Source organism: Streptomyces sp. NPDC058632, from assembly GCF_042717095.1.
In the GTDB taxonomy this organism is placed as follows: Bacteria; Actinomycetota; Actinomycetes; order Streptomycetales; family Streptomycetaceae; genus Streptomyces.
In genome coordinates, this window is record NZ_JBHXQZ010000002.1 from 147,535 (window position 1) to 162,894 (window position 15,360).

12 protein-coding genes and 5 pseudogenes are annotated in these 15,360 nt (G+C 68.5%); 9 read left to right on the forward strand and 8 right to left on the reverse strand.

Annotated elements, in window-relative coordinates; genetic code table 11:
- Positions 1-98: 98 nt before the first annotated feature.
- Both ACFWVE_RS01980 and ACFWVE_RS01985 read left to right on the forward strand, forming a co-directional pair.
- Positions 99-725 (forward strand): hypothetical protein, encoded by a 627-nt coding sequence (locus ACFWVE_RS01980; protein WP_384007306.1) that lies wholly within the window; start codon positions 99-101, stop codon positions 723-725.
- Positions 726-854: 129 nt separating this feature from the next.
- Positions 855-1,535: a DUF6461 domain-containing protein gene (locus ACFWVE_RS01985; RefSeq protein ID WP_384007344.1), complete on the forward strand. Its 681-nt coding sequence runs from the start codon at positions 855-857 to the stop codon at positions 1,533-1,535.
- 160 nt (positions 1,536-1,695) lie between these two features.
- Here ACFWVE_RS01985 and ACFWVE_RS01990 read toward each other — a convergent pair.
- The 5 genes and pseudogenes from ACFWVE_RS01990 to ACFWVE_RS02010 form a co-directional block, all read right to left on the reverse strand.
- Positions 1,696-2,067: pseudogene (locus ACFWVE_RS01990) on the reverse strand (hypothetical protein); the annotation flags it as partial.
- Positions 2,068-2,103: 36 nt separating this feature from the next.
- Positions 2,104-2,625 (reverse strand): annotated as a pseudogene (locus ACFWVE_RS01995) (transposase); the annotation flags it as partial.
- Positions 2,626-3,273: 648 nt separating this feature from the next.
- A pseudogene (locus ACFWVE_RS02000) lies at positions 3,274-4,407 on the reverse strand (IS630 family transposase).
- Between the two features lie 52 nt (positions 4,408-4,459).
- Positions 4,460-4,756 carry a hypothetical protein gene (locus ACFWVE_RS02005; protein ID WP_384007308.1) on the reverse strand — a complete coding sequence of 99 codons (297 nt, stop codon included), beginning with the start codon at positions 4,754-4,756 and terminating at the stop codon, positions 4,460-4,462.
- A 460-nt stretch (positions 4,757-5,216) separates the two neighbouring features.
- Positions 5,217-5,819, reverse strand: coding sequence for a PepSY domain-containing protein (locus ACFWVE_RS02010; protein WP_384007310.1), 603 nt, complete (start codon positions 5,817-5,819; stop codon positions 5,217-5,219).
- Between the two features lie 695 nt (positions 5,820-6,514).
- Between ACFWVE_RS02010 and ACFWVE_RS02015 the strand changes: the two genes are divergently transcribed.
- Complete coding sequence (locus ACFWVE_RS02015) at positions 6,515-7,846, forward strand: DUF2254 domain-containing protein (RefSeq protein ID WP_384007312.1); 1,332 nt, start codon at positions 6,515-6,517, stop codon at positions 7,844-7,846.
- Between the two features lie 65 nt (positions 7,847-7,911).
- Here the strand turns inward: ACFWVE_RS02015 and ACFWVE_RS02020 are convergent, their stop codons facing one another.
- Complete coding sequence (locus tag ACFWVE_RS02020; protein WP_384007314.1) at positions 7,912-8,316, reverse strand: SPW repeat protein; 405 nt, start codon at positions 8,314-8,316, stop codon at positions 7,912-7,914.
- Between the two features lie 325 nt (positions 8,317-8,641).
- On the opposite strand from ACFWVE_RS02020, the gene ACFWVE_RS02025 reads away from it, so the two are divergent.
- From ACFWVE_RS02025 to ACFWVE_RS02040, 4 genes and pseudogenes are all read left to right on the forward strand, one after another.
- On the forward strand, positions 8,642-9,436 hold the full coding sequence (locus ACFWVE_RS02025; protein ID WP_384007316.1) for a formate/nitrite transporter family protein: 795 nt from the start codon (positions 8,642-8,644) through the stop codon (positions 9,434-9,436).
- A 5-nt stretch (positions 9,437-9,441) separates the two neighbouring features.
- Positions 9,442-10,257, forward strand: coding sequence for an SDR family NAD(P)-dependent oxidoreductase (locus tag ACFWVE_RS02030; protein WP_384007318.1), 816 nt, complete (start codon positions 9,442-9,444; stop codon positions 10,255-10,257).
- A gap of 602 nt (positions 10,258-10,859) precedes the next feature.
- On the forward strand, positions 10,860-11,006 hold the full coding sequence (locus tag ACFWVE_RS02035; RefSeq protein WP_384007320.1) for a hypothetical protein: 147 nt from the start codon (positions 10,860-10,862) through the stop codon (positions 11,004-11,006).
- Between the two features lie 272 nt (positions 11,007-11,278).
- Positions 11,279-12,424, forward strand: a pseudogene (locus tag ACFWVE_RS02040) (ISL3 family transposase); the annotation flags it as partial.
- 116 nt (positions 12,425-12,540) lie between these two features.
- On the opposite strand, the gene ACFWVE_RS02045 reads toward ACFWVE_RS02040, so the two are convergent.
- Complete coding sequence (locus tag ACFWVE_RS02045; RefSeq protein WP_384007322.1) at positions 12,541-12,981, reverse strand: MarR family winged helix-turn-helix transcriptional regulator; 441 nt, start codon at positions 12,979-12,981, stop codon at positions 12,541-12,543.
- 68 nt (positions 12,982-13,049) lie between these two features.
- Here ACFWVE_RS02045 and ACFWVE_RS02050 point away from each other — a divergent pair, with 68 nt between their 5' ends.
- Together ACFWVE_RS02050 and ACFWVE_RS02055 are read left to right on the forward strand one after the other, a co-directional pair.
- Positions 13,050-13,424 (forward strand): cupin domain-containing protein, encoded by a 375-nt coding sequence (locus ACFWVE_RS02050; protein WP_384007346.1) that lies wholly within the window; start codon positions 13,050-13,052, stop codon positions 13,422-13,424.
- A gap of 249 nt (positions 13,425-13,673) precedes the next feature.
- Complete coding sequence (locus ACFWVE_RS02055) at positions 13,674-14,843, forward strand: IS630 family transposase (protein WP_384007324.1); 1,170 nt, start codon at positions 13,674-13,676, stop codon at positions 14,841-14,843.
- Positions 14,844-14,902: 59 nt separating this feature from the next.
- Here ACFWVE_RS02055 and ACFWVE_RS02060 read toward each other — a convergent pair.
- Positions 14,903-15,360, reverse strand: a pseudogene (locus tag ACFWVE_RS02060) (IS701 family transposase); the annotation flags it as partial.

Here is a 15,360-nt window from a genome sequence, read left to right on the forward strand (position 1 = left end):
GGGGGAACCTCACCCCGACCAGCAACCGTCCCTGGGCCGGGACGAAGACTCTCGGCCAGGGCGCGGAGGCATCCGGATCGGTCACCTACACCAGCAACGTGGCTTCCGGCACGCGGGACAACATCCGCACCAACTACCACATGTACATCACTGCGACGGACACCACACCCACCCAGCCGAACGTCAACTGGGAGCTTCCGTTCGAGGCTAACCTTCGCTGCGACGCCGAGCTCACCACACCCGGCTGCGTCTTCTCCGACTTGCGCGCCAGCCTCAACTACTCGCTGTCCGACCCGAAGCACGCCGCGGCTTCGGCGGCCTACAGCTTCGCTCAGGGCCGCCTGCGCAACTGGGCCCCGCTGACCCGGGCGGATGGCCTCAGCGCAGCCAACCGGAAGCGCACCTGCGAGGAGGGAAGCAGCGACCCGTTCGTGTACATGTACGGGGAAATCCCGAACGACTCGTGCGACGAGTTCCCCTTCGCCGGCTCCTTCGAGGGAGGGACCGACGGTGCTCTGTGCGCCGACATCATCCCGCGGTACGAGGACGGGGAGTGGTGGATCTATCGGGCTCGCGCCGACAAGCCGATCACCTACGAAGAGCCGTGCGTGCGTGCCCATGTCGCCCTGGACGCCAATGAGTCTGCCGGCGGCAAGTACGGTTCGCTCGTGAGGAGGGCGCGCATCCTCGATACCGAGAAGTACAACGTCTCCGTCGTCGACTGACGGAGGACACAGCAGCACCACGGGGTCCCGAAGATGATGCTCGGGGCCCCGCCGGGCAAACCCGAAGGGACACCAGTGAAAGACTCCACGACCGGGCCGTGGGCATGGGCCGGGGATCCGCGCGCCGTGATGTGGTGCGTGACCATCACCCACGGCATCTCTCCCGAGGAGGTGCTCGCCCGCTATGGGGCCGATGCCCGCACCGCCCGGCCTCTCACCCGGCAGCAGGCCACCCGGCTGGCCGGCGGCGACCTGCTGCCGGAGGGATCGGTACTGCAGGCAGGACAGCTGGGCGACTGGTCGTTCTGCTTCGAGGAGTACGGGGTCATGGGGCGTATGCCTGGCCCGCTGTCCGCACTGTCCCGCGACACGGAGACCTTCAGCGTGCTGCGGGGCGGGGACGGTATGGACGGCTTCGCACACTGGCGGGACGGAGAGTGCGCCGAGCGGTTCGAGCCGGGAGCCGCCGGCACCAAACCGCGTCCTCCGCCCCCCTGGTGGGATGCGGTACAGGAGCGGCTCGATGCATCGGGCGAGGAGTACCCCGGCCTGGTCCCGGTGTTGGAAGCGACAGCGCACCACACCGGGGCTGTACTCGACACGGACACCCGCGACGGCCCGCTGCTCACCCTGCGGCTCGAGGACAGCGACCGCACCCCTGACCCTCGAACTCCCCAGCAGACACCCCGGGTTCCAGAGGACGTACGGGGCGTCCTCGCCCGACCTGGGTCACCTCCGCCACCCACCATGCGCCAAGCCGTCAACGTTCCCAGCACCCGGCACACCCATGCCGTCAAAGAGGAGGGGTAGAGAAGCAGGCCCGTCCGAGCAAGATCGCGCTGGGCGAGGACTGTCCGGCCGATGTCGGCATGCTGCGGGCCGAGCCAGCGGGATTCGGGCCAGTGGCCTCCCACTCACCCGGCCTTGAGTCGAGCCCCGTCTTCGTGCAGTCAGCGGATGTGGTGGTTCGAGGGGTGTGCGCGGGCAGGGGCAGGCCCGGCATGGCGGAGGGCAGCGGTCCCGGTCTCGGTACCGGCCCCCTGGCCGCCGGCTGCGGGGAGTGGGAGCGGGCCGCGTGCGGGCGGGCGCTCAACGGTCGGCGAGACATGCCCAAGCGACGCCCGACCTCGTCGTAGACGTCGATACCGGCCCGCGGCCGGACCGCAACGACATGGATCTCCCGTCGATGCGCGGATCCCTCGGGCGCGGGACGCATGCCGTAGACGACGCGCCAGTCTTTCCGGGCGTCCACGAACAGCTTGCGGTAGCCCTCCAGGTCGCCCATGAGTCGGAGTCCGAAGCGCTCGGCGTTCACCACTTCCTGCAGGTAGGCGAGGGTGAGGAGGTCGGGTCGTGTCCCTTGGTGCGGTGTAGTTGATCATTCGGCGGTGCCGGGCAGGCAGGTGGTGTTGTCCGGATGGAGGCTGTCCATGCTCTCGATGGAGAGATAGCGGCGGGGGAAGGCGATCCACTCGTCGTGGAGCTCGACGAGGACGGCGGTGGCGAGGCGGTCGACGGCCCCGGTGTTCGGGAAGACCCGGACGACGTCGGAACGGCGCTTGATCTCCCGGTTCAGCCGCTCGGGTGGGTTGGCCGACTGGATCTTCTTCCAGCGCTGGTGGGGGAAGTCCGCGAACGCGGGCAGGTCCTCCTTCGCGTCGGGAAGCATCTCTTCGACCTTGCGGAACTGCTCGCCGAGCATGTCCGCGACGGTGTCGAGGTGGGCCCGGACTGCTTCGGCGGTGGGCTGGGCAAAGAGCGTGCGGATCGTCGCGGCGACCATCCCCGCGGCTCCCTTCGGGATCACCGAGAAGACGTTGCGGACGAAGTGGACACGACAGCGCTGCCAGGCGGCGCCGAGCATGACCTTGCGGATGGCCTTGACCAAACCGCTGTGGCTCTGCCGAGCCGCCCGGTGACAGTGGAACTGATCACCGTATCGGCCGGCACGCAGAAGATCGGTGTCAGGCATGGCCACTCCGACGGACATCAGAGCGACGGAACAGGGCAAGGGGTTCCTCGCATCACCACAGACCAGGACGGCGCAAGTCTGCACACGTTACTCATCCCTTCCCGAGCCTGGCAACGAGTCGACCAACGCATCGTGTCCAGCACAATCAACGCGAATCGGAACGCCGCTCACAGCTCCGCTTGCCGGGGATAACTGTCGTGGTGCGGGCGTTGCCGGCGCAGGCAAATGAAAACCGGCCCATCAGGAGCCGCCTCGCCAAACCCGCCAGTTCGACGACCGGGAACCGGACGCCTGCCAGGCCTCGCTCCACCACCCGAAACTCGAAGCCCTCCCCGCCCAGCACGGAACCAGCACGGGACAGGTCACCAGGGATGACGAGGGGTGCGCACAGGGCAGTACCGAACCAGCACCGGCACCACCTACGAGCCTCTCCCGGACGGAGCGACACCCTCCTGAACTGCACCTTTGCCGCATCAACTCACTTATGGTGAGTGGCGCCCCGAAAATTTGTGCAGAATTCTCAAGGCGCCACTCCGACCTGCATGTTTCCCCTTACTCCGCCCCTGTAGTGCCGCATCAGGCAACGTTTGCCCTGTCGACGACGGCGCGTAGGCGCTGGTCGTCGGCGTGGCGGTTCCGCCAGATGATGTAGCGGCGGATCATGCTGCCCTGTTCCTTGTGGTCGGTGTGGTCGGTGCCGTCGAGGGTGAAGTAGCGCAGGGCCGTGAACTGGGCCTCGATGCGGTTGAGCCAGGAGCTGTTGGTCGGGGTGTAGGCCATCTCGACGTTGTTCGCCGCTGCCCAGGTGCCGACGCGCTGGCACTTCTTCGTGGTCAGGTGCGGGGAGAAGTTGTCACTGACGATCGCGATCCGGATCTGGGGCGGGTAGAGGCTGCGGAGGTAGCGGCAGAACTCCAGGAACTGGGTCCGTCTCTTGACCGGCTTGATGTGGCCGTAGAGCTTGTCCTTGGCCAGGTCCAGGGCGGCGAACAGGTGCCGGACCCCGCCGTAGCGGTTGTAGGTGGCCCGGCGCCGTCGGCGGGGCTCACGGTCAGGGTCCTTGTGCTTGCCGCCCCGTTCGGCCCACTGCCGGCCCGGGTGGGGCATCAGGTTGAGGGGTCCGAACTCGTCCATGCAGAAGACGACTTCGGGTTCGCCGTCCTCGGGTATGACCTCGCCGTCGGCGATCGCGTAGAGGTGTTCGACGCGGGCCTTCTTGGCCGCGTAGTTCGGATCGCGGGAGGTCTTTCACGTCTTCAGGCGTTGAAAGGAGACGCCTTCCTCGCGGAGCAGAATGCGCAGGCCCTCATGGCTGATGTCGTCGACCACCCCCTCAGCGACCAGGAAGTCCGCCAGCTTGGTCAGACTCCAGGTCGAAAACGGCAGGTCATGCTCGGTGGGCTTGGACTTGGCGATCTTCTTGATCTCGCGGCGCTCGGGCAGCGTGAACGTCTTCGGGCGGCCGCCGGAGTACTTCGGATACAGCGAGTCGAAGCCGTCCGTGTTGAAGTTGTGGATCACGTCCCGGACCCGGTCGTCACTGGTGAACGACACCTCGGAGATCCTCGCCACCGGCATGCCCTGCGCGGACAGCAGCACCATCTGGGCCCGCCGCCAGGTCACCACCGACCCGGCGCCCCGACGGATGATCCGCAGCAGCCGCCGACCCTCGTCGTCATCGATCTCACGAACCTGTACACGTCCAGCCACGTGATCATTCTGGCCTGGCCCACCGCGCAGGGAACCACCCACACGGCGGAAGTCACGAGGCAAACGTAGTCAGCGCTCGGGTCAGTTCGGCGTCGTACTGATCAGCGTCGAAGTGAAAGGCCGGAGGGCGCTCCTCATCAACCGGCACCTGCCAGTCGGACCACTCCACGATCCCGCCGTGACGCTGCACGAACACGGACAGGTAGCCACAGCATCCACCCGTGCACTCGGGCTCACCCAGCACTGCACGTCGCCCCTCGTCGGTCGCCCAGAGAGGACCCTGGCCAACAGCCGGCAATGCCTCCTCCGCGAACGGGCCGCGGCCTCCCTCTCCGATCGCCGCTGCCACCACTTCCTCGCCATCGATCCGGAGAGACAGCTGGGCAGCCCATCGGGGGCCCGGTGGCAACACATTGACCGCAAGCCGATTAAACACCCAAGCACCCTATGCGAGTACTGGCCACCACAGTTCCGTTCCCACGACCACCGGATGCGGGCGTCTGGCCGACTACCAGTCGACCCCAGAGGAGGCGAACGTTGCCTGATGCGGCAGTAGTCAGCACCGACCACGCTAGCGCCCGTCAGCACCTGATCCATTACGGACCTCAGTCTGCCACCAGCATCCGGGGTCAGATGGCCATAGATGTCGGCCGTGATCTGGATGGTGGAGTGACCAAGCCACCTCGACACTTCGAGGAGTGACACGCCGCCGGCGACACCCGGCAAACCGACTGCTGACGTGAATGTGGCACGGCGCTCACCGGTCCCTCCTATCCAGGACCCAGCGTTGCCGGCGGTGCTGAGGAGGATCACTCCGGCTGATCAGCGGGGGCATAGCGGCGCAGTACCTCGCCCGTCCTCGCGTCGACGTCATGAACGGTCACTTCCTCGCCGAAGATGTTCGTGACATCGACTTCCCAGACGGCTTCGCCTTCGTATGTGGTCAGCCTGACGCCAGTGACCGGTCCGTCGGTGGAATCCCTGGCCTCAAGGGCTGCTTCCCCGGGCAGAAGTGTCGCCCGTTCCAAAAGGGCGCGCAGCGCCTTCCTGGCCTCGCTGTCCAGTCTCGGCCCGGGCTTCTCCTCCACCCGACGCCCGGCGGTCGCCGCGAGGCGCACGATCCGTGTCGCGCCGTCCTGCGTGGCGATGGTGCTCTGCCAGACAGGCGACTGCGACTCGGGCTCCTCCAGTTCGATGGAGAGGAGTTCCCCACCGGTCACCTCAGCCAGCGAGAGCCGGATAGCACGTCCGAGCTCCAGATCCGCCATGGGAAACGGGTCCCCGCGCCCATGCTCCTGCTCCTCCCCGTCGCCGCAGGCGCCGAGGAGCATCAGCGCGGCAACAGCGCCACACAGCCCCATGACGGCAGCGCTCCCCCGCCGTCGCCGGGCAGTGCCCTTTGCGATGTTCATAGGTGACTCATAACCTCGTCCTGCAGGAGCGCGCCCCGAGCCCGGAGTGTTCACCCGAAGGGGCACGCGTAGCGGGCACCATCCGGTGTGCTCACCGGCTTCTTCGAGATTGTGCGCGGGGCAGGCGCCGGAACGCCTTCTCGGAGAACGGGTAGGTCCTTTCACACTGCGGCGGCGGCAGATTCAGAGCTGGGCACACTTATTGACTAGCGCCTCCACTTCATCACACCAGTCAATCAGCGGCGTGGCAGCATCTGAGTGCCCGCACCAGGCGCTGCCTTCCTCTCCCGCCGGGTGCCGGCAGATTCAATCCTTCGGTGGCCGGCCTCCGCCGAAGGCCCGATGCACGGACTCCCTTTCCGCGCTCCTCTCTCTCGTGGCAGCTGGGGGCGACCAGGTAGAAGGGCCGTGTGTCGTCGGCCAGAAGTGCGCCGGCGAGCGCATGGTGGTTCCACCGTCACCGCATTCCCGAAGGAGGGAGGCGTCATGGGAGCTCTCAGGCAACCGCAGCCGGTCGTCGCAGGCACGGGTTCCTGCCCGGCCCACCCGGTAGTCCACATGCCCGCGCACCGGCCCGGACGCCACCGGGCCTCTCCCCGTCCGTCGCCGGGCCCGAGCACGGACACCGTGCGTACGGTCTGGGGCCGTGCGGCCCGCCCCGCTCACGGCGGCCGCGCACCCTGGCCCTTCCGCCGATGAGTGACACGCTCCGTGCGCAGCTGTGGCCTCTGCCGACGCTGGGCGTCGTGCTCGCTGTGGCCGCGGGTGTGGGGCTGCCCCGGCTGGACGCGCGGATCCAGCACGACATCCCGCCGTGGCTGAAGGACTACCTGTTCGGAGGCGGCGCGGACGCCGCGCGTACCGTGCTGGAGGCGATCGCCGGCTCCCTGATCAGTGTCACGGCGCTGACCTTCTCGCTCACGGTGGTGACGCTGCAGCTGGCGAGCAGTCAGTTCTCCCCCCGGCTGCTGCGCACGTTCACCGCGGACCGGTACGTCCAGACGACCCTGGCGCTGTTCCTCGCGACGTTCGCCTACGTCCTGACCGTGCTGCGCACCGTGCGGACCGGTGACGACGGACAGGTCATGTTCGTCCCCCAGGTGTCGGTCACCGTGGCTTTCCTCCTCACTCTGGCGAGCGTGCTCGGCCTGGTGCTGTTCCTGTCCCACCTGGCACGCGAGATCCGGGTGGAGACGATGATGCAGAGCGTCCACTCGGCCGCCGACCGCACCATCCACCGGCTTCTCCCCGAAAGGGCCTCCGCCGCCGAGGACCTGGGAGCGCCACCGGAACCGCCCGCCGACGCACTGGCCCTGCCCGTCCGAAAGTCCGGCTTCCTGACCGCCGTGGACGAGGAGGCCCTCCTGGAGGCAGCCGTCGAGGCCGACGCCGTCCTGCTCATCGATCGGCACCCTGGCAGTTCGCTGATCACCGGCACACCCATGGGAGCCGCCTGGCCGCGTGCGGGGGAGCCCTTCTCCCACGAGACCCGGACACATCTGGTCCGCAAAGCCGCGGAGGCGGTTTCCACCGGCACGGAACGCACCGAGGCCCAGGACGTCGCCTTCGGACTCCGCCAGCTCACCGACATCACCGCCAAGGCGCTCTCACCCGGGGTCAACGACCCCACCACCGCTGTCCATGCCCTCTCCCACTCCTCCGCTCTGCTGTGCGAGCTGGCCCGCCGTGGCCTGGGCCCCCGGGTACTGCACGACGACCAGCATCGGGTGAGGGTCGTGCTGCGGCGCCCGGACCTGGCGGATCTCCTCGATCTCGCCGTAGCACAGCCACTGCGCTACGGCGCCGCCGAGCCCGCGGTTCTGAACCGCGTCGCGATGCTCCTGCGCGAACTGGCATGGAACAGCGCGCCCGACCAGCACCCGCCCGTCGCGGCCGCCTTCGACCGACTGCGCTCCACCGCCGCCGACCAGGACTTCCACGCCACCGAGCACGCCCGGCTCGCCGAACTGGTCCAGCTGGTCGAGCAAGCACTGGCCGGCCGCTGGACGTACGACCGGATGCGTTGAACGCTTCGTCCCGGTCGCGGCCGACAGCACCCGGACCGGTACGGGCGACCGGGCAGCACCGTGCCTCAGGGGCGCCGCCGCCCCCCGCGAGGAGAGGCGGAGCGAGAGCCCGCCGGCCTGCCTGCCCGGGACGCCGTCAGCGCGATGGCCAAGGAGAGGACCGACAGGACGATCAGCACGCAGCCCACCGTGATGTCGTTGACGCGTGCGGCGTCGGCCGCGGCGGTATCGCCGTAGCTCACCACGAACGGTGCGACGACCAGCCACACCCCGGCCGCCAGGACGAGCACATCGCTCACCCGTCCTCGCGGCCGGATCAGCCGGGCCAGGGCAACGCAGAACACGACGATGCCGACGAGAATCTCGATGGTATGGGCGTCGACGGCCGGCTCCGTGAACGGGTAGCCGATGATCCACGCTCCGACGAACAGCCAGAGCGAGGCGAGGAACATGAGGTGGAAGAGGGCCACACGCGCCCCGTCGTCTAACGCTGCCTGCCTCGTCGGGTGACGCCGGAACAGACCGTGGCGGAAGGGCTCCCGGGCAGTGCCGACGCGAAACCGGCCGCAGGGGACGGCCGGTGATCACGGTGACCAGGGGTGCTCGCATGGTGTCGCCCCGGCCGGCCGCGCCCGGGCTGTCGTGGGTCCCGCCTGAGCTGCAGGCTCGTGCAGGACAGGCCCGCGCACGCCGCTGACAGGCAGTGGTGCGCGGGATTGACCTCTACGGGTGAACTTCCGGGACCAGACGGCACCGGCTGACCCGTGCCCGCACCCGTCGGGGTAGGAGGCGTTCATGGCCCAACCACCAGCGCCTCAGGAGATCTATCGCCGCGCCGAGGAGGAAGGCGAGCAACGTCTGGCCATGCCCCTGCTGGAGAAGACGTCCACCGGGTTCATCGCCGGTATCACCATCGTGTTCGGCATCGTGGCGTTCGCCATGGCGGAGGAACTGGCCAGGCCCCGGCTGGGGTCCGCGCTGGCACATCTCATCGGTGCGCTCGCCTTCGGGATCGGCGTGGTCTTCGTCGTGGTCGGCCGCTCCGAACTGTTCACCGAGAACTTCTTCGGCCCCGTAGCCGCGGCGATCGACCGGCACCAGCGCTCGGCCTGGATCCAGCTGGGCCGGCTGTGGGGCGTCGTACTCGTGCTCAACCTCGTGGGCGGAGCGGTCATGGCCGCGATCTTCTCAGTGGAGGGGACGCTCCCTCCGGGAGCGCACCACGCCCTCGCCGAAGCGGCCCGGGAAATCTCCACGAAGAGCGGTCTGGCGACCTTCACCCGCGGACTCGCGGCCGGGACGCTGCTGACCCTGCTGTCGTACCTGCTCCACGCCGCCGAGTCGACCGGAAGCCGCATCATCCTGGCCTACGTGGTCGGCTTCTTCCTCGCCCTGGGACCGTTCGACCACGTCGTCGTCTCCGGCCTGCACCTGCTGTTCGGCGTATGGCTGGGCGACACGGTCTCCTACACGGACGTCGGCTCCAACCTCCTCCTGGCCGGCGCGGGAAACCTGGCCGGAGGGCTGCTCCTCATGACGCTCACACACACCGCCCAAGTCAAAGGAGCCCGCGAAAACGGGAACGGATAGCCGACATGTCACAGAAACTGTCGCTGGATGTGTCGCAGAACCTCTCCCCCGCTCACTCGAGCCCTGAAGGCCGGGCACGCCAGAGGACAGCGGTGGTGACCGGTGCCTCGTCGGGCATCGGCGCGGCCGTGGCGCGCGGGCTGGCTCAGGACGGCTGGCGGCTGGTGCTGAACGGCCGCGACACCACGCGCCTGGACGGTGTCGCAGCGGACACCCTCGCCGCGGCGTTCCCGGCGGATCTCACAGCGGAGGGAGCCGACCGCCGCCTGGCCGACTTCGCCCTCGACCAGGTCGGCCGGGTAGACGTACTGGTAGCCGGTGCCGGAATCGGCTGGGCCGGCCAGTTCAGCGACATGCCTGAATCCGCCATCGACGAGATCATCCACGTCGACCTGCTCTCCACGGTGCGGCTGGTACGGCACCTGCTGCCGCACATGGTGGGAGCCGGTTCCGGACGAGTGGTGCTCATCGGGTCCGTGGCAGGCGCCCTCGGCGTTCGGGGCGAGGCCGTGTACTCCGCCGCCAAGGCAGCACTCGCCGTATTCGCCGACGCCCTGCGATACGAACTGCACGGCACCGGCGTAGGGGTCACCCTGGTCATCCCGGGCGTCGTGGAGACGGCCTTCTTCCAACGCCGGGGCACGCCCTACACACGCAGGAGGCCAAAGGCGGTGCCGCCCGAGCGCGTGGCGGACGCCGTGCGGCGCGCTATCCGACGGGGCACGCACGAGGTGTACGTGCCGGGCTGGCTGTGCCTGCCCGCCCGGGTGCACGGAATGGCCCCGGCCCTCTACCGGCGCCTTGCCACCAGGTTCGGCTGAGACTTCGGCCCTCAAGGTGGGCGACATCGCTCCCAACGGCACCGGACTGCGGTGGCTCCGTGCGGCAAGGACAGCACAGGTGATCGCCATCACCCCTGCTCCCCGTTGCTCGCGACCGGCGCACCGTGCACGGGGTGGCGAACATCGCAAGTTCCAGCCGGTGGACGATGCCCGGCATCGTCACCACAGCCAGGCGGGGCAGTGCCGCACCCAGGACAGGGCGCGCATCGCGGGGCGCGCGCGGTGCCGATGCGGTTCTGCCAGGGCCGGGGCCGGCGGGACTCCCCGGCCGCGACGCGGCGGCATCCGGCGTCCTGGAGCCGACGGCGCTGCTTGCTCAGCTCCAGCTTCTCCTCCCGGTCGGAAGATGCGCTCGGGAACGAGCAGTAACCGACGCAACGTCACCAAGAGGCCAGCCGGAGTACGTCGGAAACAGGCAATAGGCGAGATGCAGTTGGCTCAGGGACGCAACAGGATCCGGTTCAGCTCAGTGCTCGGTGAAGGGCTTCGTGGCTGCGGTCGACAGGCCCTGGTGCCGGGACCATGCTGGATGACAGGGGCCCGGGGGCAATGTGATCAGGTGGGCGGCCGGAGGTGCGGTCATGGACTGGTGGATCTGGATGGTCATCATTCTCGTGGTTATCGCCAGTGTTGGCGGCTTGGCGCTGCGGGCCCATCGCCGCGGCGGCACTGGCATCGGCATCGACGGACGCCGTCCGGGGCACGGGCGCCGGAACAGGCCAGTGTGATCGCGCTCTTTTGGGGAATCAAGCGCCTGGCGAAAGTACCGCCGTGATGTCGGCAGATGCTTGGTGCGAGACGGCCGTGGGGAGCCGGCGCAGGAGTTCACAGCCGTCGCCTGAAAGGGATCTGATCCCCCAACGGGCAGCCTTGGCGCCTAGCCAGCGCCATCTCGTAGGGGACTGTCAAACGTTCGGCCCTGTCTCACATTCGGTGGTGACGGAGCGTTGTGAGGGTCGTTGACGTTCGTGTGAAAGATGTCGACGAGCTTGTGCGGACGGTGTTTTCGGGTCTGTCTCCGCTGGTCATAGAGGATGTGGCCGCCGAGGGTGAGCGGATCGTGGTGCGGACACGGACTCCGCGGGACGCCGCGGTCTGTCCGGGGTGCGGGGCCCCGTCGGGACGGGTGCACGGATTTCACCTGCGGACGGTGGCCGACGTGCCGGTCGACGGACGACGGGTGGTGGTTCGTGTGCGGGTGCGGCGCCCGGTGTGTCCCACGCGCGGCTGCCGACAGACCTTCCGCGAGCAGACGCCCGGAGTGCTGGAGCGATACCGACGCCGCACCGCGCGTCTGACCAGGCAGGTCAAGGCCGTGGTCAAGGAGTTAGCGGGCCGGGCCGGGGCACGTTTGCCGGCCGTGCTCGCGGTGGCTCTGTCGCGTCACACGGCCCTGCGCACCCTGCTGCGCGTCCCGTTGCCCACCGGGCGGACGCCCCGCGTGATCGGCGTCGACGACTTCGCTCTGCGCCGGCGCCACCGCTACGCCACCGTGAACATCGACGCCGAGACCCATGAACGGATCGACGTACTGCCCGACCGCACCGCCGACACGCTGGAAGCGTGGCTGCGCGAACATCCGGGCGTCGAGGTCGTGTGCCGGGACGGCTCGGCGACTTACGCCGAGGCCATCCGCCGTGCCCTGCCCGACGCGGTGCAGGTCACGGACAGGTGGCACCTGTGGCACAACCTGTGCGAAGCCGCCCTGAGCGAGGTGAGGGCGCACAGCACCTGCTGGGCCGCCGTGCTGGACACGCCCATCTACGACGGGCCCCGCGCACAGACCACCCTCGAACACCGGCACCAGGTCCACGACCTGCTCGAATGCGCCTGCCGCCTGCAACTGGCCCCGAACACCGTCAAACGCTACGCGCGAGCCGACCGGCCCGAGCGGATGCTCCGCGTCCCCAGGTACCGCGCCAGCCTCGTCGACCCCTACCGCGAGCACCTGCGCAAACGCCGGGCCGAGGACCCCGCCGTTCCCGTCCAGCATCTCTTCGAAGAGATCAAGTCCCTCGGGTTCACCGGCTGCCTGAACCTCCTGCACAAGTACATCGACCAAGGCCGCGCGGACGCCGACCGCAGCCACATCTCCCACCGCCGGCTCGCCCGGATGCTGCTGACCAGGCCCGACAACCTCAAGACTAAGTGGTCGGCACCGGAAGTCCTTCGGGGGTTGCGGGGTCCACGATTTGCTGCGCAATCCGTTGTCGTCGCTCCTCTTTGGCGACCTGCGGTAGTCCAGGCCAGCGGCTTACTGGCTCACCAGGTGGGGCGGATCGGCCCCGGTGGTGTAAGGCGGGTCAGGTCGGCGACAAGTTCACTGAAGCGCGCCTCGCCCAGCGCCTCTTTCCATGGTGCGACGGCAGTTCGGGCCGCCTCGTCGGCGGCGCGAGTGGCTGCCCAGCCGGCCTCGGTCAGCCCCAAGAGCCGGGCGCGGGCATCGTGGGGGTGTGGATGCCGCACCACGTATCCCTTGCGGACCAGCTCCTCGACCAGCTGGGCGGCGGCCTGCTTGGTCACCCCCAGGTGCTCGGCCAGGTTGGCCGTAGTGGCGTCGCCCAGGGAGATGCGGGCAAAGGCGAAGCCGTGTGCTGGCCGCAGATCCTCGAATCCCTGCTGGGACACGCGATCGTGGATCCCCTGCACCAACTGTCCGGAGAGTGCCAGCACGAGTGCGGAGAAGGCCAGAGCGTCATCCATGGACTTGACTATAACTCGTCAAGCTGCTTGTCTTTATGGACAAGTTTCTTGTCTATGAGGAGGCTGGCATGCCCTTCATCCGAAGTGACGAGGCCGTCGTGCACGAGATCCACGGCGCCCGCTTCGTTTCCTACGTCCGTCCGGTCACGGGCAGCCGGGACCTCGCCGCCTGGCGCGGCGAGATCCCGGCCGGAACGGTGGGTCCGGCCCACATGATCAGTCACGAGGAAACGTTCTACGTTCTGTCCGGTCACCTCCGGCTTACCATCGGCGGCGAGAGCGCCGAACTCGGCGTCGGCGACGCAGCGGTGGCTCCGGCAGGCTCCGAGCTGGCGGTTGCCAATACCACCGACCAGCCCGCGCATATGTGGGTCACTACACATGTCGGACTCAGCGCCAAGCTGGCCGATGGCAGCACCATCACGCCGCCCTGGACTCATTAAGCCCCACAGCGGGGGCCAGTGGTCACGCTTCCCGGATCAGCGACGCCTCGGTCACAACCGAACCGTCCACCTTCTGCTGTTGGGTGAGGGTACGTACACGGGCGAAGTAGCGCAGACCCACGGCGGTGCCGGCGAGAGCCGCCGCTGGGCCAGAGCAAGGTCATCAAGCACGGCGTGGATGATGCCGCATCAGTCGATGCGGCAGGTGCGCCCCGTCGTGATCCACTTCTCCCGAGCGGCCCGCCTGTCATGCCCGTTGCCCCGGCCCGCCCGATAGTTGCGACCGCTGCCGAGCGCGAGCGGTTGAAGAAGATGGCCTACGGCCACAAGACCGAGTACCGGCTGCGGGTGCGCGCGCAGGTCGTCCTGGACGCGGCGCGGGGGCGCTCCAACGCGCGGATCGCCCGGGAGACGGGCCTGCACCTGGACACGGTTCGCGCCTGGGGGGGCCGGTTCGCCGACGGCGGGCTGCCGGCCCTGGCCGACCGCAAGCGCTCAGGGCGCCCCGCCCGTTTCACCCCCGTGCAGGTCGCCGAGGCCAAGGCGCTGGCCTGCCAGTTACCCGCCGAGACCGGCGTGCCGCTATCGCGCTGGTCCTGCCCGGAGCTGGCCGCCGAGCTGACCGCGCGCGGGATCACCGACAGCGTTTCCGCGTCCACGGTGTGTCGCTGGCTGCGCGAGGACGCGCTCAAGCCCTGGCAGTACCGGTCCTGGATCTTCATCCGCGACCCGGACTTCCGCGCCAAGGCCCAGCGTGTCCTGGACCTCTATGCCCGCACGTTCGAGGGCGTCCCGCTGGGCGAGGACGAGTACGTGATCTCCAGCGACGAGAAGACCTCGGTCCAGGCCCGCTGCCGCTGTCATCCGACCCTGGCCCCGGGCCGGGCCCGGGTGATGCGTGTCAACCACGAGTACGGCCGCGGCGGCGCGCTGGCCTACCTGGCCGCCTACGACGTCCACCGCGCGAAGGTCTTCGGCCGCTGCGAGCCCAAGACCGGCATCGTCCCCTTCATGAACCTGGTCGAGCAGGTCATGACCACCGAGCCCTACGCCAGTGCGAAACGCGTCTTCTGGGTCGTCGACAACGGCTCCTCCCACCGCGGCCAGCGGGCTATCGACCGCCTGGCCAGCAGGTTTCCGAACGCCGTCATGGTCCACACCCCCGTGCACGCCTCCTGGACCAACCAGATCGAGATCTTCTTCTCGATCGTCCAGCGCAAGGTTGTCCAACCCAACGACTTCACGGACCTGACCCAGGTCCGGGACCGGCTCCGAGCATTCGAAGACCGCTACAACGCCACGGCACAGCCGTTCCAGTGGAAGTTCACCACCTCCGACCTGGACGATCTACTGGCCCGGCTCGACCAACACACACCCGCCGACCGACAAGAAGAATCTTCCGTCGCCCTGGCTGCCTGATCAACCCCCGAAGGATTTCCGGAGCCGGCCACTAATACTCCAGCCGTAGTTCGTGATCTTCATTCCTGAGTGGCTTGTCGTCGGTAGTGGCTGGCTTGGGATCGGGCCTGGTGGCGGCGCCGGCAGTTCGACCAACCGAGCCGGTGGGCTGTGTCGTGGACGGGTCGGACGACGAGAGTGATGAACAGGCGCTGGATCTCGTTGCAGGTGAGCGGAATGAGGACATCGGGTGCGGGGCGGGTGTGCTCGTCTGCGCGTACAACGGCGAGGAAGGCATGCGCGAGCATGGCGAGGGTGACCCAGCGGGACCAGGAAATATAGCGGCGGACTTGGTGCTCGTCGAGTGCGGCCAGGCCCTTGCCCGACTGGAAGAACTCCTCCACCCGCCATCTTGATCCAGCGACTCTGACCAGCACGGTCAACGGCACGGACGCGGGCGAGTAGCAGCGGTAGTAGGCGAGTTCGCCGGTGCTGCGGTTACGGCGGATCAGCAGCTGACGACTCCCGGGGCGGGGGT